This is a genomic window from Streptomyces sp. NPDC006997, assembly GCF_040635175.1.
In the GTDB taxonomy this organism is placed as follows: domain Bacteria; phylum Actinomycetota; class Actinomycetes; order Streptomycetales; family Streptomycetaceae; genus Streptomyces.
Genome location: NZ_JBEYHH010000020.1, coordinates 133,368 through 150,085 on the forward strand (window position 1 = coordinate 133,368; position 16,718 = coordinate 150,085).

A 16,718-nucleotide genomic window follows, 5' to 3' on the forward strand; every position below is an offset into this window, starting at 1 on the left:
CTCCACGCCACTCTTGGGGCCGCCGCCGCGTGAGTGGAGGGACTCCGTCCACCCGTCCGGCGCGGGGAATGGTGGGCGGCCCACCGTCCGGCGGATCCGCTGTGGCGCCGGACACAGCGGCCGTCGGCCCCGCGGGCGGCCCGGAGGCGTCGCGGGTGTAGCCGTGCCACCACCCGCGAGGAGCCGGGTGGTGGCACGGGGACGTACGGGGAGGCAGGAGCCGGGGACCGGTCGCCCGAGCTGCCGGATGTCATCGGCGCGGGCCCGCGGCCGTCGGATCAGGCCAGCAACAGGGCGGCGATGGCGGGACCGAAGGCGCCGCCGAGCTGGTAGCAGAGGGTGAACAGGCCGAGCGCGGTGGTGCGCTGCCGCTCCGGCACCGCGCCGCCCGCCACCAGCGCCAGGATGGCCTGCCCGGAGGCCGCGACGAACACCGCGACCCCGGCCGCGGCGAGCCACGGTCCCGGCGCCGACCCTGCGGCCGCGGTCACCGGGGCCAGCACACCCAGCGTGAGGAGCACCGCCAACGCCGCCGAGCGGCCCATGCGGTGGGCGTGCGCGGCCATCCCCCACGAGGCCGCGGAGCCGACCAGCAGGGCGACCAGGCTGCCCACCCCGATGTCGACGGCGTCCCAGCCCGCGTCGTCCTCCAGGAGCCGCGGCACGGTGTACAGGATCGCGAAGTACGCCGTCGACAGGGCGCACACGACCCCGGCGACGGGGAGGAAGACGGGGGAGCGCAGCACCGCGACCGGAAGGAAGCCGTCCGGTCGGCGCCGTACCCACAGGGCCAGGGTGGCGCCCAGTACCGCCGTGCCGGTCAGCGCCGGGACGGGGAAGCGGGCCAGCAGTACCAGGGAGCAGATCAGCGCGACCGACAGGGCGGCGCCCACACCGTCGAAGGCGGTGCCGTCCGTCCGCGGCCGGGGGGTCGGCGCCCGGCGGGCGACGTGCGGGACGGCGAGCAGGGCGACGGCCGAGAGCGCGAGGGCGACGTGCCAGGACAGGCCGTCGGTGAGCAGCGAGCCGGAAAGCGGGCCGAGCGCCCCGCACATGCCGCTGCCCGCCGTGATCACGGCCATCCGGCGCGGGGTCCCGGCGAGGGTGATGGCGGTGGTGACGAAGCCGCTGCCGCCGAGGGCCTGGGCCGCGCGGCCGGCCAGCAGTCCCGGCATCGACTCCGCCAGGGCGACGGTCAGCGTGCCGACGGCGACCAGGGCGGCGCTCGTCAGCACGGCGACCCGCACGCCCCGGTGGCGCAGCAGGGCCGCCGTCAGCGGGGTGCTCACCGCCACGGCCAGGCCGAAGACGGTGGCGAGCCAGGTCGCCGTGCTCACGGACACGCCGATGTCCCGGGCGATGTCGGGCAGCGTCATCGTGGTGGCGTTGGCGCTCAGTGCGGTCGGGGTGGCCAGCAGGCCCAGGGCAATCGCGGATATCGCCGCGCCGTCGGAGGCCCCCGTCCTGGCGCGGCCGGGGCCGGGGCGCGACGGCGTACGGCCGTGGGCGCCGGGCCTCTCGGGTAACGAGCGGTGCATGGGTGCCTCCTCGGGGCACGGAGTGCGGTTCAAAATGAACTACACCGTGTAGAGTACCCATTGCACTGAACAGTGCAATCTCAGTCTCGGCCATCAGACCGCGTCCGGAGTCGGCGCTCTCCCGTGGAACGGGGGAGGGATGCGGGGACCCGGGTAGGCTGCGCGGAACGCGGGCGCGGGGAAGGACTGCCATGAGCATGGGCACGGGCGCGGGGACGGCGCCGACGGGTGTGCGCCGGGGGATGCCGGACAAGCGGCGTGCCATCACGCGGGCGGCGCGGGCCGTCTTCGGCCGGGAGGGGTACTCCCGCGCCAGCGTGGACGTCATCGCCGTCGAGGCCGGGGTGTCCAAGCGGACCATCTACAACCACTTCACCGACAAGGAACAGCTCTTCCAGACGGTCGCCCTGGAGGGCGCCCAGCAGGTCACCGAGGCTGTCGGGGAGATCCTCGAACGCCATCTCCGCAAGATCGTCGACCTGCGGGAGGACCTCATCGGCTTCGGGCTGGAGCGGGTCACCGCGGTCACCAGGTTCCCCGACCACTTCGCTCTGGTGCGCACCATCGAGGCCGAGGTGACCCGTATTCCGCCCGACGTGCTGGAGGTGTGGAAGGAGGTCGGGCCGCTCTCCTCCCACAAGAAGCTCGCGCCCTACCTGCGGCGGATCGCCGACCTCGGCCTGCTCGTCCTCGATGACGCGGAGCGGGCCGCCAACCACTTCAATCTGCTGACCGTCACGGACGTCAACCAGCGGACGTTCTACGGGGCGCTGACCTTGCCCGAGTCCGAGACCACCGGCATCGTGGTCGACGGGGTGGACACCTTCCTGCGGCTGTACGGCGCTGGTCCGGCCACGGCCTGACGGGTCGCCGACCGCCCGGCGGAACCGACCCGGCGGCGCGTGGGCCGCCGTACGGTCCGCGTCGCCCTCCTCCAGGCGGGGGAGGGTGACTCAGTTCAGTGACGAGTCCCCGAAGGACTCCAGGAGGCGGCGCAGCAGGCGGGAGAGTTCCTCGCACTCCTCGCGGCTGAGGGCGGAGACCAGTTGGCTCTCGTTCTCCAGGTGCAGCGGGAACAGCTCGTCGACCATCTCCATGCCCTTGTCCGTGAGCTGGATCTGCACCGAGCGCCGGTCGCCGCCCGCGGGGCGTACCCGCTCCACCAGGCCCCTCGCCTCCATGCGGTCGATGCGCTTGGTGACCGCCCCCGAGGTGACCATGGACGCCTTGAGGAAGGCGCCCGCCGTCATGCGGTAGGGCGGGCCCGACCTGCGCAGCGTGGTGAGCACGTCGAACTCGCCTGCCTCCAGCCCGTGCCGGGAGTCGAAGAACCGCAGCTCCCGTTCCAGGATCCGGCTCAGCCGTTGCACACGGCCCACGATGCCCGTCGGCCAGGTGTCGAGGTCGGGGCGTTCCGCGCGCCACAGATCCCGGATGGCGTCCACTGCGTCTGTCATGGAGTCTCCTCGGTGTGTATCTGAACGGTAAGAGACTTGACAGTCAGATACCAGGGGTGTTCGGATATGGATACGGAGCTTAGAGCGGGAGGCGGCCCCACGCCACCCGCGGCGCGCACCCCCTTCCAGCACCACACGTCAAGGGACGGTAATTGCCATGGCCCAGGGAAACCGGGGAACCATTCTCGCCTTATCGGGAAGCCTGCGGGCGCAGTCCTACAACACGGCTCTGTTGAAGGCCGCCGTCAAGCACAATTCCGGGAAGGCGACCATCGAGATCTACGAGGATCTCGCTCGGCTGCCGATGTACAACCAGGACCACGACCATGACGATCCTCCGCGTGAAGTGGTGGAATTGCGGCGTCGCGTGGCGGAGGCGGCGGGGCTGTTCATCGTCACGCCGGAGCACAACGCCTCCGTCCCGGCCGCGCTGAAGAACGCCCTCGACTGGACCAGCACCCAGCCCGCGGGCGGCATCCTGGTGGGCAAGCCCATCGCCATCGCGGGCGCCTCGCCAGGGGCGTTCGGGTCGTCCCGCGGCCAGCTCGCGCTGCGCCAGATCCTGGCCTCCATCGGTGCCGATGTCCTGGCCAAGCCCGAGGTCGCCGTGTTCCACTGCCACGAGCGGGTGAACGCCGAGGGTGACGTCACCGACCCGATGACGCTGTCGTTGCTCAACGACCTCATCGACGCGCTGGCGGCTCGCATCCTCCTGGTCTGACCGAGGGCCCGAGGAGCGGCGGAGACTTCCGGGACCGGCGTAGAAATCCCCCGTCACGTCGGTCCCGGAATCCGGGACGACACGGGCCGGGCGAGGTCCGGCGCGTGGTCGGTCACCTATCGAATGCGGGCTTTTGCCTAGCCGTGTGGGCTGCTTTTCCCGTCCCGGGAGAGCGGCCTTTTCCTTTTTCCGCCAGAGGGAAAGAGCCGACCTGACGGATTCCCTCGGAGACCGTTGAGCGGGACCTGAACAGCGGCTGATGATAACGACGCAGAAGAGGAAAACCGCCGAGGGAGCCTCAGATGAACGTTGCAGTCGCAGGCCGGGCCGGGACACCCCCGATACCGGTGGGGATCCTGGGAACCGGTGCTCACCTGCCGTCCCGCGTGGTCACCAACGACGATCTCGGGCCGCTGGCGGGGGTCACCGACGAGTGGGTCGTCCGCAAGACCGGCATTCACCGACGCCGCTTCGCGAAGGACGACGAGGCCACGTCCGACCTGGCGGCAGCCGCGGCCCGGGGCGCGCTGGACGACGCGGGCGTCCCGGTCGACGACCTGTCGCTGATCATCGTGGCCACCTCGACCCCGGACTCCCCGCAGCCGCCGACGGCCGCGCTCGTCGCCCATCTGCTCGACGCCCCCAGCACGGCCGCCGCCTTCGACCTCAACGCGGTGTGCAGCGGCTTCGTCTACGCGCTCGCCACCGCCCAGCGGATGGTCGCCACCGGCGGCGGGCACGCCCTCGTCATCGGCGCCGACCTCTACAGCCGGATCACCGACCCCACCGACCGACGCACCCGGGTCCTGTTCGGCGACGGGGCCGGGGCGGTGGTCCTCGGCCCCGTGCGCGACGGACGGCGACTGACCGCGACCCGGCTGCTCACCCACAGCGAGGGCCACGACCTGGTCGGCGTGCCGGCCGGCGGCACCCGACTCGGCGTGACGTCCGCGACCGTCGCGGCCGGGCTCCACCACTTCGTGATGAACGGACGCGGCGTCAAGGAGATCGTGTCCGAGAAACTCCCGGAGACCCTCTTCGCCTTCCTCGACGAGGCCGGCGTCGGCAAGGAGGAGATCGCCCACGTCATCCCGCACCAGGGCAACGGGGTGATGCTCGGCGAACTGGAGAAGGAACTCGGCTTCCCGCTGGCCCGCCTACACACCACGGTGGACGAGTACGGCAACACCGGTGCCGCCTCCATCCCCGTAACGCTCGACGCGGCAGTGCGCGAAGGCGCCCTGCGGCCCGGCGAGAAGGTGCTGCTCAGCGCGTTCGGCGGCGGCTTCTCCTTCGGATACGCCCTGGTCGAGTGGTGACGCCGCCAAGCGCGGCACAGGACACGAGAGAGCGGAGGACGCACGTGGTCGACGTGGACGCGTACCTGCGGCGCATCGGGGCCGAACGTCCCGAACGGGCCGACCTGAAGACGCTCACCCACCTGCAGGAACGCCATCTGAGGTCGGTGCCCTTCGAGACGATCGACTTCAACCTCGGCGTACCCGTGAAGATGGGCGAGGAGGTACTGGAGAAGATAGTGGACCGGCGGCGCGGGGGCGGCTGCTACGAACTGAACACCGCCTTCGCCGTACTCCTGCGCAGCCTCGGCTTCACCGTCGATCTGCTCCCGGCGCGCACCCTGCACAACGGCAAGGAGCCGCTGCTCGGAGTGCACGGCGGGCACATGATGCTCCGGGTGACCATCGAGGGCGAGCCCTGGCTGGTCGACGTGGGCTTCCGCTGGGCCAGCCGCGGCCCGCTCCGGCTCAGGGACCGCGAGCCCCAGAAGGACGACAACGGCGAGTACCGGATCGTCGACGGAGACCACGGCGACGTGGCGATCGTCCACGACGGCGTCCCCCGGATCCGGCTCGAGACCCGCGAACGTGACGTCGAGGACTTCGTCCCCACCCTCTGGTGGTACTGCACCTCCCCCGACTCCCCGGTCACCGGCGGATCGGTCTGGGCCTCCATCGTCACCGCTGACGGCCGCGTCTCCCTGCTGGACCGCACGCTCTCCCGCACCGAGGACGGCCGGCAGGTCCGCGAGGTGCTCGATGACGACGCCTTCCCCGCCGCGTGCCGACGCTGGTTCGGCATCGAGCTGGACCGGCTGCCCCACCTGCCCCCGATGCCCGCCGACGGGGCCTGACGGACCGTTGGGCCCCCGCGGGCCTCCAGTCGAGCCACCGACCCAGAAAGTGGAAGGCGATGAAGAGCGGTACACACTCCGATACGGTTTTCGACGTCCTCGTGGTCGGAGCAGGGCCGTCCGGCCTCCTCCTGGCCTGCGAACTGCTCAACCGCGGGATCCGCGTCCGGATCGTCGACCGGAGCCCCGAGCCGATGCGCGTGCCCCGGGCGCTGTCCATCTACCCGCGGGCGATGGACATCCTGGAGGACCAGGGACTGCGCGACGCGGTGTTCGCCGTGTCGAGCACCATCCGCACCCTCAGCTACTTCTCCGACCGTAACCACCTCGCCTCCTTCCACATCCCGCGGCAGCACGCCGCCCGCGTGCTGCCGCAGTACGAGACCGAGCGGATCCTCACCGCACGCCTGGAGGAACTGGGCGGCAAGGTGGAGCGCGGCGTGCGGCTGCTGTGCCTGGAGGATGTCGACTACACCGGTGACATCGAGGCCAGCCCCCACGTCACCGCCGTCCTCGAAGGACCCGACGGCGTCATCGAACGGGCCAGCGTGCCCTACGTCGTCGGCGCGGACGGCGCCGGCAGCGCGGTCCGCGGCCAACTGGGCATCGGCTTCGAGGGGTCCACCTACGGTCTGGAGTTCGCCCTGGTCGACGCCAGGGTACGCGGGAACCTGGACCCGGAGGAGATCCTCTACTACCAGGACCCGACGGGCACCCTGGCGGTCGTACCGCAGCCGGACGGCGTCTTCCGCTTCCTCTCCGTGCTCCCCCGGGGCTCCCGGACGGCGGGCGTGGCCATGATGCAGGACATCGTGGACGAACGCGGCCCGCGCGGCGTGCGCGTCGAAGAACCCGTGTGGACCACCGTCTTCCGCGTGCACGCCCGGCTGGCCGCCGACTTCCAGCTCGGCAGGGTCTTCCTGATCGGGGACGCCGCCCACGTGCACAGCCCCGCCGGCGGCCAGGGAATGAACAACGGACTCCAGGACGCGCACAACCTCGGATGGAAACTCGCCGCCGTGATCCGGGGTGACTCGCCCGCCTCCCTGCTGGCCAGCTACGGACCGGAGCGGGCCGAGGCCACCCGGCGCAGCGTCCGCGACACCGACCTGCACACCAAGGCGTGGATGGTGAGGGGCCGCGCCAGGACGTGGGCGCGCGACGCCGGTTTCCGGCTCGCCGACCGCACCGGCGCGGTGGCCCGCCTCTACGCCCCCGTCCTGGCCGGGCGCCGTCAGCGCTACCTCCCGCGACGCGCCACACAACTGCCCTCCGGCTGGTCGCCCTGCCAGCGGCTCGCCCGGCTGCCCGGAGGCGTCGGGGTCGGCGCCCTCTTCCCGCGCGAGCACGCCCTCGCCCACCAGCTCGCGGGCCCCGGCACCGACCGCACCGCCTGGACGCTCGTGGTCACCGAGAGCTCCCGCTGTCCCGGTGGCTGGCGTGCCGAGATCGACCACATCGTGGCCCGGCGACCGCGGCTCCGCGTGGTCACCCTGCCTGGCGGGACCGCCGCCGCGGCCGTCGGCTGTCGTCGGCCCGGCTACCACCTGGTGCGCCCGGACGGACACATCGCCGCCCACGGCCACGAGGAGGACCTCGGCCGACTGGAACAGGAGCTCGGTGCCGTCCTGACGCTGGGGAAGCGGGGCCCGGCATGACCTACCACGTGGGCGTCCAACTGCCCGTCAACTCGATCGCGGGGGAGCGCACCAACCCCGACCTCGGCCGGGTAGCCCGGCACGCCGAACTGCTCGGACTGGACTCCGTGTGGGTCGGGGACCGGCTGAGCGCGGGCTTCCCCGTCCTCGACCCGTCCCTGGTGCTGGCCACCGCGGCGGCGGCCACCGAGCGCGTGGAGGTCGGCTACGGCGTCATGCTGCTCGCCCTGCGCTCCGCGGCATGGGCCGCCAAACAGATCGGCACCCTCCAGCACCTCTCCCGCGGCCGGGTCGTCCTGGGCGTCGGCGTGGGGAGCGGGGACCGGGCCGAGTGGGCAGCGGCCGGGGTTCCGCCGCAGGGGCGCGGCAGACGCACCGAGGAGTTGCTGGGCCTGCTGCCCGGTCTGCTCGCCGGTGAACCCACCGCTCTGACCGACCTGCCCGGACGGCCCACGGCGACCCTCGCTCCGGCCGTCGCCATGCCGCCCGTCTGGATCGGGGGCGGCTCCGGGAGCGCCCTGCTGCGCGCCGTGACCCACGGCCAGGGCTGGCTGGCGTCCCTGAAGTCGCCCAAGCGGCTCGCGCAGGACGCGGACCAGCTGGAGCGGATCGCGGCTGAGCGCGGCGTACCCGCGCCGCCGGTCGGCATCTACGTGTTCCTGCGCATGACCGAGCGCGCCGGTGCCGCGGCCACCGCGTCGGCCGTGGTCGCCGACCGGCTCGGCGCCAAGTACGGCCTGGACCGCGCGGCGGCCAGCGAGATCGGCCTCGGCGGCACCCCCCGCCAGGTGGCCGAACGCCTGCGGGAGTACGCCGAGGCCGGCGCACGGCGGTTCGTCCTGGTCCCCTCCGGCGCGGATGACGACGACCCCTACCGGCAGTACGAGCTGTTCGCCGAGGCCCGCTCCCTGTTGCTGGCGGGCTGACCACCGCCGCGCCGGACCGGCCCGGCGCGCCGCGGCCCCGAGGTGACGGCGCCCTCCCACGCCCGCCGGGTGGCTGCCACGCCCGCCGGGCGGCCGGCGTGCCGCCGGGGCGGGTGGCACGGCACGGGCGGAACCCACCCACCGGACCTCCGGGCCCCGGCGACGCCGGGGCCCCTCGCACGCCGGACGCCTGCCCACCGTCCCCTACCTCCGAGGAGTGCCCGAACCATGACATCCGGCCTGACCCCCGACGCGCCGGCCGCCCCTCTCGCCCCCCGGCCCGGCCCACTGGTGCGCACCCGAACCGGTCTGGTCCGCGGGACCACGGAGCCCTACCGAGGGCGCCCGCTGTGCGTCTTCCGCGGCATCCCGTACGCCGAACCCTGCGTCGGCGCCCTGCGCTTCGCCTCCCCGCGCCCGGCGCGTCCCTGGACCGGCGTCCGCGACGCCACCTCCTTCGCCCCGGCCTTCCTCCAGCCCGGAGACCCCGGCAGCGCGGAGGACGCGCTGTACGCCAACGTCTGGACGCCGGACCCGGCCGGACGCCTGCCAGTCCTGGTCTACGTCCACGGCGGCGGCTGGCAGGTCGGCGCCGGCAGCGTCCCCACCTTCGACGGGGCCAAGCCAGCCGCGCTGGGCGGGCTCGTCGTCGTCAACTTCAACTACCGGCTCGGGGCCTTCGGCTGGGGACTGCACGAGGAACTCGCCGACCCCGCCACCGGACTCACCGCCAACTGGGGCCTTCAGGACCAGGCCGCGCTGCTGCGGTGGGCACGGGACAACGCCGAGGCGTTCGGCGGCGACCCGGGCAACATCACCCTGTGCGGCACCTCCGCGGGCGCGGTCACCGCCCGTCTGCTGGTCGGTGCCGAGGGCACCCGCGGCATCGCCCGCCGACTCATCGCCATCAGCGCCAGCCGTCCCTGGGCCCCGGCGCTGTCGCTCACCCCGCAGGACGCCGCGTCGGCGTACGAGCGTCTCGCCGCCGACCTGGGCACGACCGTGCCCGGACTGCGGACCGTGCCCGCGGCCGTCCTGCAACGGGCGTGGACGGCCCTGTTCGACGGGCCGCCCGAGCGGCGCCCGCTCAGCAGTGGACGGGAGTACCGCGGCCCGGTGGTGGACCCGGCCACGGGGGTGGCACCGGAGCCGTCGCCGCCGACGGTGCCCGTGATGTCCGTGCACAACCGCACCGAGGGCTCGTTCTTCACCGACCCGCACAGCGTCTCGTTCCCGCCCGCCCCGCCAGCGCCCCGCACCGAGGACGAACTGCGCGCCGCCGTCCGCGACGTGATGCTCAAGTGCGCCCCGCACGTCGACGACCACCTCCCCGACGCCTGTCTGCGCGCCTACCGGGACGCCGCCGCGGAGGAGGAGCGGCCCGCCGACCCGCTCTCGCTGTGGACGGAGATCTGGGGCGACGCGGTCTTCCGCTACCAGATCGTGCGGCTGGCCGAGCGGCACGCACGCCAGGGCACCTCGTCGCAGTACGTGATGGAGTTCGCCCACCCCGTCCGCCCGCCCCACTTCGGCACCCCGCACGACGCCACCTCGAAGTTCCTGTTCGGCTCGCACGCCCACCCGGCCTTCGTGGACCAGTTCGGCGACAGCCCTCTGGAGCGACGGGTCTCGGACGCCTTCGTCGACCTCGTGGCCTCCTTCGCCCGGGGTGCCGAGCCCGGCAGCCCGCACACCCCGCGCTGGCCCGAGTACCGCCCCGGCAGCCCCAGCGCGCTGGTGCTCGGTGGGCCCGGCGTGGCCCGCGTCGCGGCCCCGTCCAAGCTGCGCCAACTGCGCTTCTGGGACGACGTCGACTGGCTCCCGGCCTGAGAGCCGCGCGGGCTGCGACCCGCAGGCGAACGCGGGGCGGGCGGGGCGGCAGGCCGCCCCGCCCGCCCCGCGTCTGCGGCACACCTACCACCACCGCTGCCACACCGCACTCGGCGGCCACCCACCCGTCAGCCGCGTCCCGAACCTCACAGGGCAAGACAGCTAGGCGCCCAGCGACGCGCCGCCGTCCACCGTCAGGGAGTGGAGCGTGATCTGGGCCGCCTCGTCGGAGAGCAGGAACACCGCAGCCTCGGCCACCTGCTCCGGCTGAGCCACCCGGCCGAGCGGGATGCCCACGCGGAAGGCGGCGGGGTCGCCCTCCACGGTGGCGCGGGCGGCGCCGTCGTCGGGCCCCCACATGGCGCGCAGCATCGGGGTGTCGGTCGACCCGGGCTGGACCACGTTGCACCGGATGTTGTGCCGTGCCACTTCCAGACCGAGCGACTTGGTGAACATGGCGGCCGCCGCCTTGGACGCGGCGTAGGCGGCCATGCCGACGCGCGGTGTCACCGCGGCGTTGGACGCCACCGTGACGAGGGCGCCGGACGCCCGGGGTACCATGCGCCGCACCACCGCCCGGGACACGTGGAAGACACCGTCGACGTTGACCGCGAACGTGGTCTGCCAGTCCGCGTCCTCGTAGCCGGTCGCCGTCCCCAGCCGCAGCACGCCCGCGGCGTTGACGAGGTACTCCACCGGGCCGAGTCCGTCCTCGATCCGGCTGACCGCCGCCTCCACCTCGCGGGCCTCGGTGACGTCGAGCGGGAAGGGGGTGGCGGTGAGCCCGTCCGCGGCCAGTTTCCCGGCCTGCTCGCGCAGACCCTGCCCGTCGCGGTCGACCGCCGCGACCCGAACGCCGCGTGACGCGAGCGCGCGGACCGTGGCGGCTCCGATGCCGCCCGCCGCTCCGGTGACGAGCGCGACCTTGCCGTGCATCCTTCGACCTCCGTGGTGTGTCGCCCCGGCCGGGGCGAGGGGACGCTGGGGGAGCGGAACCGGGACTCAGGACTGCCAGGCGGTGACTACCGAGATGGCCTGGCTCGGGTTGAGCCGCGGATCGCAGAGGGTGGTGTAGCAGTCGGGCACCCGGTGTGCGGTCTCCACGGACTGGGTGCACTCGGTGACATCGTCCGGAGTGGTCTCCAGGTGCAGACCGCCCGCCACCCCGCCGGCTTCCGCCACCGCGTACCGGAAGGCCCGCACCTCCCGCTCGATGGACTCCAGGAACCGGGTCTTGTGGCCCGTGGGCGTCTTGACGGTGTTGCCGTGCATGGGGTCGCACAGCCAGATCACCGGGAACCCGGCGGCCCGTACGGCGCGAACCAGGGCCGACAGCCGTTCGCTGACCGTCCGGGCGCCCATCCGGGCGATCAGGGTGAGCCGACCGGGCTCCCGCTGCGGGTCGAGCAGGCGGCACAGCCCCAGCAGCTCGTCCTCGCTCACTGCCGGGCCGACCTTGCACGCGACCGGGTTCGCGACCTCGGCGAGCAGCGCCACGTGCGCGCCGTCCGCCTGGCGGGTGCGCTCGCCGATCCAGGGGAAGTGCGTGGAGGCCAGCAGTCGGCGACCGTCGTCGCCCTTGCGGACCAGGGGCAGTTCGTAGTCCAGCAGCAGGGCCTCATGGCTGGTCCACACCCGCGGCTCCGGGTGTGCCGGACGCGTCGCGTCCCAGCCCAGGTGCCGGGTGATCTCACTGGCCGCCATGTAGCCGGTGAGCAGCCGCAGCGGGTCCGGGCGGCGCTGCTCGGGGTCCGGATCGGGGGAGTTGACCAAGTGGCCCCGGTAGACGGGGAGTTCCCGGCCGTCCACCACCTCGGTGGGCTGGGAGCGGGGCTTGGCGAACTGGCCCGCGATGCGTCCGACGCGCAGCACCGGCTTGTGCGTGATCATCTTGAGCGCGCCCGCCAACAGGTCCAGCACGGCGGTCTTGCGGTGCACCTGGGCCGCCGTGCTCTCGGCCGGGTCCTCGGCGCAGTCCCCGCACTGGATGACGTGGGCCTCGCCCGCGGCGACCCGGGCCAGGTGGGCGCGCAGGGTGTGGATGTCGTCAGCGGCGACCAGCGGGGGACGGATACTGAGTTCCGTGCGCACCAGGTCGATCTGCTCGCTGTCCTCCCACGCGGGCTGCTGCTGCGCGGCTTTGTGCCGTATTCCAAGCTGAGTGTGGTCCACTGAGGTCTCCCTGACTGACGGTGAGCGGTGTGCTGCCGTCGGCGGCCGGACGCGGGACGTGCGGTGCGTGGGTGCGGCCCCGCGGAACGGGTGCGGGCGGCCCCGCTGTCCGCCCCGATGGCGGGGCCGCCCGCGGGCGGCGGCGCGGGACGGCGCCGCCGGGCCCACTCGACACTCCGATCGTCAACGGCCCGGGCACCGTCACCAACGGCTGACGTGGCTTTGCGTCAAGTCGGCTCCCCGTGCGTCAAGTCCGTCCACGTGGACGCGCACGGCAGCGCGGAGCCCCGGCCGGATCCGCCGCGGAGGACGGCGCCGTACGGGACGGCCCGCTGGCGTCGCGGACGGGACCGGGGGCGGGGAACGGTCGCCGGTCGGGCCGGTCAGCGGCGCCCGGTAGACGGCCTCGCCAGGGCCGTGCGGGCGCGATGGACCAACAGGGCCAGCTGGATCTGGAGGCGTTGGTGCGGGCGCTGCCAGTCGTCGCCGAGCAGCTGTGTCACCCTCTCCAGGCGCCGGGCCACGGTGTTGGGGTGCACATGCAGCAGGTCCGCCGCGAGCCGCTGGTTGTTGCCCGAGTCGAAGTACACCTGGAGGGTCTTGACCAGTTCCCCGGGGGTGTTGTCGTCGTAGTCGAGGATTCGTCCGATGGTCGATCGGACGAAGCCGTCGACGTCATGGTCGTCAGAGAGCAGCAGTCCCAGGAAGCCCAGGTCGGAGGTGGCGGCCGTGGCGCCCGGTCCGTGCAGGAGGGTCAGCGCGTCCAGGGTCCGCATCGCCTCCCGGTACAGGCCCGGAACCGCGGCTGTCCCCGGCGCCGGGCCCGCCGACGCCACGGAGACCGGGCGGTCCAGCAGCGGTGACAGCGCCGAGGAGACCTTGCGCGCGGCGGCTGCGGCGTCCTCGCCGGGTAACAGCAGCACCACACAGCCGTCGCGCACGGTCTTCAGCCCCGACAGACGGCTGGCGTACGACGAGGCCCAGACCGTGGCCCGGCCCAGTTCCGCGCCCTCGGGGCGGGCCACCACCAGCACGTGCGGGGCGTCCGGGTCCACCGCGAGCCGCCGGGCCCGCTGGGCGAACCGGTGGGGGTGCGCCGGCTCGGCGAGCACGTCGTCGAGCAGGTCGTCCTTCCCGGGGCCGTCCACGGCGCCGCGTTGCAGCAGCACCGCGACGGTGATGGTCTGCGCGACCAGCCGCAGCAGAGGCGCGTCGTCGTCGACGAGGGGCAGCTCCGGCCGCACGGTCAGGACGCCGAGGTTCTCGTCGGCGGCGACCAGAGGCACCGTCCAGGTGTTGTCGGCGTGCCGGACGGGTTCGCCACGCGTGTGCGCCTCCAGGGCCGCGGTGTCCGCGACCGCCGGAGGCAGGCCCGGTATCTCGCCGCTCGACGCCACGGTGTGCCCGCCCGAGTCGCGCAGTACCACCGCGCCGTCGAGGGCGAGGGAGACGGCCGTCATCAGGGCCCGCATGTCGCATCCGCCGAGCACCAGGTCGAAGGCGCGGTGGTGGACGTCGAGCATGTGGCGCAGCGAGGTCAGCGCCGTCCGGAACCGCGACCGGTCCCGCTCCAGGTCGCTGACCTCGGCGTGGGCCCCGGCGAGCAGCTGGGTCCGCTCGATGGGTCCGGCCGCCAGGTCGGCCAGCGAGAACAGCAGACTCACCTCGCCGGGCGTGAAGTGGCGCACCCTGCGGTCCGCGCCGAAGAGCACCCCGAAGACGACGTCACCACGGCGCAGCGGTACGCCCAGTACGGCCCGCAGCCCTTCGGTCCGTACGAAGGAGTCGATGGCGTCGTCATGCGCGAACCGGTCGTCCTCCAGGTAGTCGGCGGTCCACACCGCGGTCTTCTTCTGGTGGATCAGCCCCGCTATCCCGTACCGGTTGGGGGTGACGCGTCCGACGTTGCTCGCGGTGGTCTCGCCGTCCGAGGCGCGTACGGTCGACGCCTGTGGGCCGTCGCGCAGGCTCACGTAGGCGATGGACAGGCCCAGCAGGCTGCGGGCCTTCTTGGTGAGGATGTCCAGCAGCCCAGCCAGGTCGCCCTGGGCGGACAGCTCACGCGCGGCGTCGACGAGGGCCGTGAGTTCGGCCTCGCGCCGCCGCTGGTCGCCTATCAGCGCGCGGACCCGCAGTGCCAGGTCGCCGACGTGGTCGAGGTAGCCGGGGGGCTCGGCGGTCTCGTCCTGGCGTGCCCGTTGGAGGACCTCCTCGAACCGGGCGGGAGCGGCCTCCTCGGCGAGGAGACCCAGCAGACTGAGTACGTGATCCTGTGTCAGCGTGCGGTGCGGCACGGAACCTTCCCCCGGTAGGCCGATGAATGACAGCGCCCGGCGGACCCAACCCCCGCGCGTCGTCCGGTCAGGTCATCGTGTGGTCAGCCGCCACTCCTCCCGCGCCCCGGCCGCCGCGAGGGGCGCGCGGGACGGGCCGTCGGGCGTTCCCCACCAGGGCAGGTGCCTGGTGTTGCGCACCCACTCGAACATCTCGACGGCCTCCGCGCCGAGCGCCCCGTGGTGCGGCCCGGCGGGGGAGGCAGCGGTGGAGAACCCTTCGCGCCCGCTGGCCTGGGCGGTGGCGCCCACCAGCTCCGCGGCCTGCTCACGGCGGCCGAGCCGCTGTTCGGCCTCCCACCACTGTTCGGCGGCTCGCGCCCGAGCCGCCGCCAGCTGTGCGGCCTCCCGGCGCAGCCGGGGCCCGAGCGGTACGTTCGCCAGCGCGTCCCCCGTCCACAGGCGCAGCGCGGACCCGAGCCGGTGCGCGGCGGTCCCCACGTCGTCGGCCGCCAGGGCGCGGAAACCCGCGCCCGAGTCGCGCCAGAACTGCCGTACGTCCACGGTGGCGTGCGCGCAGTCGAGCCGGTACCCGCCCGGGGCCGCGGTCAGCCGGGTGCCGGTGGCGCCCCGGGAAGACACCGGACCGTCATGGCGCGGGACGCTCTCGTCGGCCCGTGCCAGCCGGTCCCGCAGGTCGCTGATCCGCCGGTGCAGTTCGGACTCGGCCCCGGGTGGCGGGCCGTCGGGCCACAGTTCCTCCGTCATCACGTGGGTGGGCACCACGTGGTCCGCGTGTACCACGAACAGCGCCAGCAGACGCCAGGACGCCACGTCGGGTGGTTGGACGGCCATGCCGCCCACGGTGACCCGCAACGGACCGAGGATCTTGATGTCCAACGGAGCCCGGCCCGGGGCCAGTTCCGTCGCCCGCCCCTGGGGTGTGGGTCTGCCCGCCATGGAACTCCCTCACTTCGTGTGCGAACGCGAGTGCCTGAGTGGTCCGGGTCGACGTCGGCGGCCGTTCCTGGGCGGAAGTGGCCGGGACCGGGTGACGGTCGGCGCGCTGGGTGGCGGTGGCCGTCACGCCCCAAGAATAATACAGAACGATCGATTTTTTTATCGAATACCGTTGAGCTCCCACAGTGATGACGGCTCGTCCCTGCGTGCGCCCGGCGGCGCGGGGCCCGGTGCGGCAGGCCCCGGGGTGTCGGCGCTACCGGGATCGCCGACGCCTCAGCGCCCTCTCGACGCGAGCACGCTGGGCGCGATGCGTTCACCCACGGGAACACCGCTGTGGGTGAGGGCCTCCGCCCGGGACGCGCTGGCGTCGATCGACGCCCGGGCCTCCCCGGTGCACAGCGCCGGCAGCAGGTGCTGCCACATGGCCACCACGCGCTCCGACAGATCCTGCCGTCCGGTGGCCACCTGGGAGTACATCTGCATACCCGTGCAGGCGCTCACCACGAAGTCGGCCATCGACCCGATGTCGACGTGGTCGGCCAGTTCGCCCTGTGCGCGGGCCTCCCGCAGGCGCTCCGCCAGCACCTCGGCCCACTCCCGGTAGGGGGTGGCGTCGTGCACGCCGAAGCTGTTCTGCTCCCCGGTGAGGCGTACGCCCGCGCGCAGGAGCACGTCCTGGCGCAACTGGTGGGACCAGACGAGGGTCAGGTCGACCAGTCCCTGGAGTCCGCTGGTCGCCGTGTGCGGAAGCACAGTGCTCGGCTGGGCCTTCATCAGGGCCCGCGCCAGGTCCTCCTTCGACTTGAAGTGGAAGTACATGGCGCCCTGGGTGATCCCGGCGCGGTGAGTGATCTCACGGATGTTGGCGCCGCTGAAGCCGAGTTCGTCGAAGACCTCGGCCGCGGCTCGCAGAATGATCGCCCGGGTCCTGACTGCTCGTTCCTGTTTGGGTTCGCGCATGGGTCAACTTCGCTTCGTCGACAAAATAACGGTCATCCTTTATATTTACATCACCGCAGCTCAGGACG

General features: G+C 73.2%; 14 protein-coding genes. 7 read left to right on the plus strand and 7 right to left on the minus strand.

All coding sequences use genetic code 11. The features are described 5' to 3' along the window. Positions 1 to 278: 278 nt before the first annotated feature. Positions 279 to 1,538, minus strand: a complete 1,260-nt coding sequence (locus ABZ659_RS21450) for an MFS transporter (protein ID WP_360222272.1) — start codon at positions 1,536 to 1,538, stop codon at positions 279 to 281. 191 nt (positions 1,539 to 1,729) lie between these two features. Between ABZ659_RS21450 and ABZ659_RS21455 the strand changes: the two genes are divergently transcribed. Continuing rightward, positions 1,730 to 2,401 carry a TetR/AcrR family transcriptional regulator gene (locus ABZ659_RS21455; RefSeq protein WP_360222275.1) on the plus strand — a complete coding sequence of 224 codons (672 nt, stop codon included), beginning with the start codon at positions 1,730 to 1,732 and terminating at the stop codon, positions 2,399 to 2,401. 90 nt (positions 2,402 to 2,491) lie between these two features. Here ABZ659_RS21455 and ABZ659_RS21460 read toward each other — a convergent pair whose 3' ends face one another. Then, positions 2,492 to 2,995 (minus strand): MarR family transcriptional regulator, encoded by a 504-nt coding sequence (locus ABZ659_RS21460; protein WP_360222278.1) that lies wholly within the window; start codon positions 2,993 to 2,995, stop codon positions 2,492 to 2,494. Between the two features lie 157 nt (positions 2,996 to 3,152). On the opposite strand from ABZ659_RS21460, the gene ABZ659_RS21465 reads away from it, so the two are divergent. The 6 genes from ABZ659_RS21465 (at position 3,153) to ABZ659_RS21490 (ending at position 10,282) form a co-directional block, all read left to right on the plus strand. Next, positions 3,153 to 3,716 (plus strand): NADPH-dependent FMN reductase, encoded by a 564-nt coding sequence (locus ABZ659_RS21465; RefSeq protein ID WP_360222281.1) that lies wholly within the window; start codon positions 3,153 to 3,155, stop codon positions 3,714 to 3,716. 302 nt (positions 3,717 to 4,018) lie between these two features. Next, the gene (locus ABZ659_RS21470) at positions 4,019 to 5,035 is read left to right on the plus strand and encodes a ketoacyl-ACP synthase III (RefSeq protein WP_360222284.1); all 1,017 of its coding nucleotides are present in this window, start codon (positions 4,019 to 4,021) and stop codon (positions 5,033 to 5,035) included. Positions 5,036 to 5,079: 44 nt separating this feature from the next. Next, positions 5,080 to 5,868, plus strand: coding sequence for an arylamine N-acetyltransferase (locus tag ABZ659_RS21475; RefSeq protein WP_360222287.1), 789 nt, complete (start codon positions 5,080 to 5,082; stop codon positions 5,866 to 5,868). Positions 5,869 to 5,927: 59 nt separating this feature from the next. Then, on the plus strand, positions 5,928 to 7,526 hold the full coding sequence (locus ABZ659_RS21480) for an FAD-dependent monooxygenase (protein WP_360222290.1): 1,599 nt from the start codon (positions 5,928 to 5,930) through the stop codon (positions 7,524 to 7,526). Then, positions 7,523 to 8,452, plus strand: a complete 930-nt coding sequence (locus ABZ659_RS21485; protein ID WP_360222293.1) for an LLM class flavin-dependent oxidoreductase — start codon at positions 7,523 to 7,525, stop codon at positions 8,450 to 8,452. The genes ABZ659_RS21480 and ABZ659_RS21485 overlap by 4 nt, the downstream gene beginning before the upstream one ends. Before the next feature lie 228 nt (positions 8,453 to 8,680). Beyond that, complete coding sequence (locus ABZ659_RS21490; RefSeq protein WP_360222296.1) at positions 8,681 to 10,282, plus strand: carboxylesterase family protein; 1,602 nt, start codon at positions 8,681 to 8,683, stop codon at positions 10,280 to 10,282. Positions 10,283 to 10,444: 162 nt separating this feature from the next. Here ABZ659_RS21490 and ABZ659_RS21495 read toward each other — a convergent pair whose 3' ends face one another. The 5 genes from ABZ659_RS21495 to ABZ659_RS21515 form a co-directional block, all read right to left on the minus strand. Further along, positions 10,445 to 11,218, minus strand: a complete 774-nt coding sequence (locus ABZ659_RS21495; protein WP_360222299.1) for a 2,3-dihydro-2,3-dihydroxybenzoate dehydrogenase — start codon at positions 11,216 to 11,218, stop codon at positions 10,445 to 10,447. 66 nt (positions 11,219 to 11,284) lie between these two features. Then, a complete protein-coding gene (locus ABZ659_RS21500; protein WP_360222302.1) occupies positions 11,285 to 12,454 on the minus strand; it encodes a 3-deoxy-7-phosphoheptulonate synthase in 1,170 nt (389 codons plus the stop codon). A 383-nt stretch (positions 12,455 to 12,837) separates the two neighbouring features. After that, the gene (locus ABZ659_RS21505; RefSeq protein WP_360222305.1) at positions 12,838 to 14,748 is read right to left on the minus strand and encodes a helix-turn-helix domain-containing protein; all 1,911 of its coding nucleotides are present in this window, start codon (positions 14,746 to 14,748) and stop codon (positions 12,838 to 12,840) included. A 72-nt stretch (positions 14,749 to 14,820) separates the two neighbouring features. Next, a complete protein-coding gene (locus tag ABZ659_RS21510; protein ID WP_360222308.1) occupies positions 14,821 to 15,687 on the minus strand; it encodes a BTAD domain-containing putative transcriptional regulator in 867 nt (288 codons plus the stop codon). Positions 15,688 to 15,963: 276 nt separating this feature from the next. Beyond that, positions 15,964 to 16,650, minus strand: coding sequence for a ScbR family autoregulator-binding transcription factor (locus ABZ659_RS21515; protein WP_360222311.1), 687 nt, complete (start codon positions 16,648 to 16,650; stop codon positions 15,964 to 15,966). Positions 16,651 to 16,718 lie beyond the last annotated feature (68 nt).

Bases quoted from the DNA above. Each gene is read 5' to 3' on its own strand.
- ABZ659_RS21450 (WP_360222272.1), bottom strand. From the start codon at position 1,538: ATGCACCGCTCGTTACCCGAGAGGCCCGGCGCCCACGGCCGTACGCCG.
- ABZ659_RS21455 (WP_360222275.1), top strand. From the start codon at position 1,730: ATGAGCATGGGCACGGGCGCGGGGACGGCGCCGACGGGTGTGCGCCGG.
- ABZ659_RS21460 (WP_360222278.1), bottom strand. From the start codon at position 2,995: ATGACAGACGCAGTGGACGCCATCCGGGATCTGTGGCGCGCGGAACGC.
- ABZ659_RS21465 (WP_360222281.1), top strand. From the start codon at position 3,153: ATGGCCCAGGGAAACCGGGGAACCATTCTCGCCTTATCGGGAAGCCTG.
- ABZ659_RS21470 (WP_360222284.1), top strand. From the start codon at position 4,019: ATGAACGTTGCAGTCGCAGGCCGGGCCGGGACACCCCCGATACCGGTG.
- ABZ659_RS21480 (WP_360222290.1), top strand. From the start codon at position 5,928: ATGAAGAGCGGTACACACTCCGATACGGTTTTCGACGTCCTCGTGGTC.
- ABZ659_RS21485 (WP_360222293.1), top strand. From the start codon at position 7,523: ATGACCTACCACGTGGGCGTCCAACTGCCCGTCAACTCGATCGCGGGG.
- ABZ659_RS21490 (WP_360222296.1), top strand. From the start codon at position 8,681: ATGACATCCGGCCTGACCCCCGACGCGCCGGCCGCCCCTCTCGCCCCC.
- ABZ659_RS21495 (WP_360222299.1), bottom strand. From the start codon at position 11,218: ATGCACGGCAAGGTCGCGCTCGTCACCGGAGCGGCGGGCGGCATCGGA.
- ABZ659_RS21510 (WP_360222308.1), bottom strand. From the start codon at position 15,687: ATGGCGGGCAGACCCACACCCCAGGGGCGGGCGACGGAACTGGCCCCG.
- ABZ659_RS21515 (WP_360222311.1), bottom strand. From the start codon at position 16,650: ATGCGCGAACCCAAACAGGAACGAGCAGTCAGGACCCGGGCGATCATT.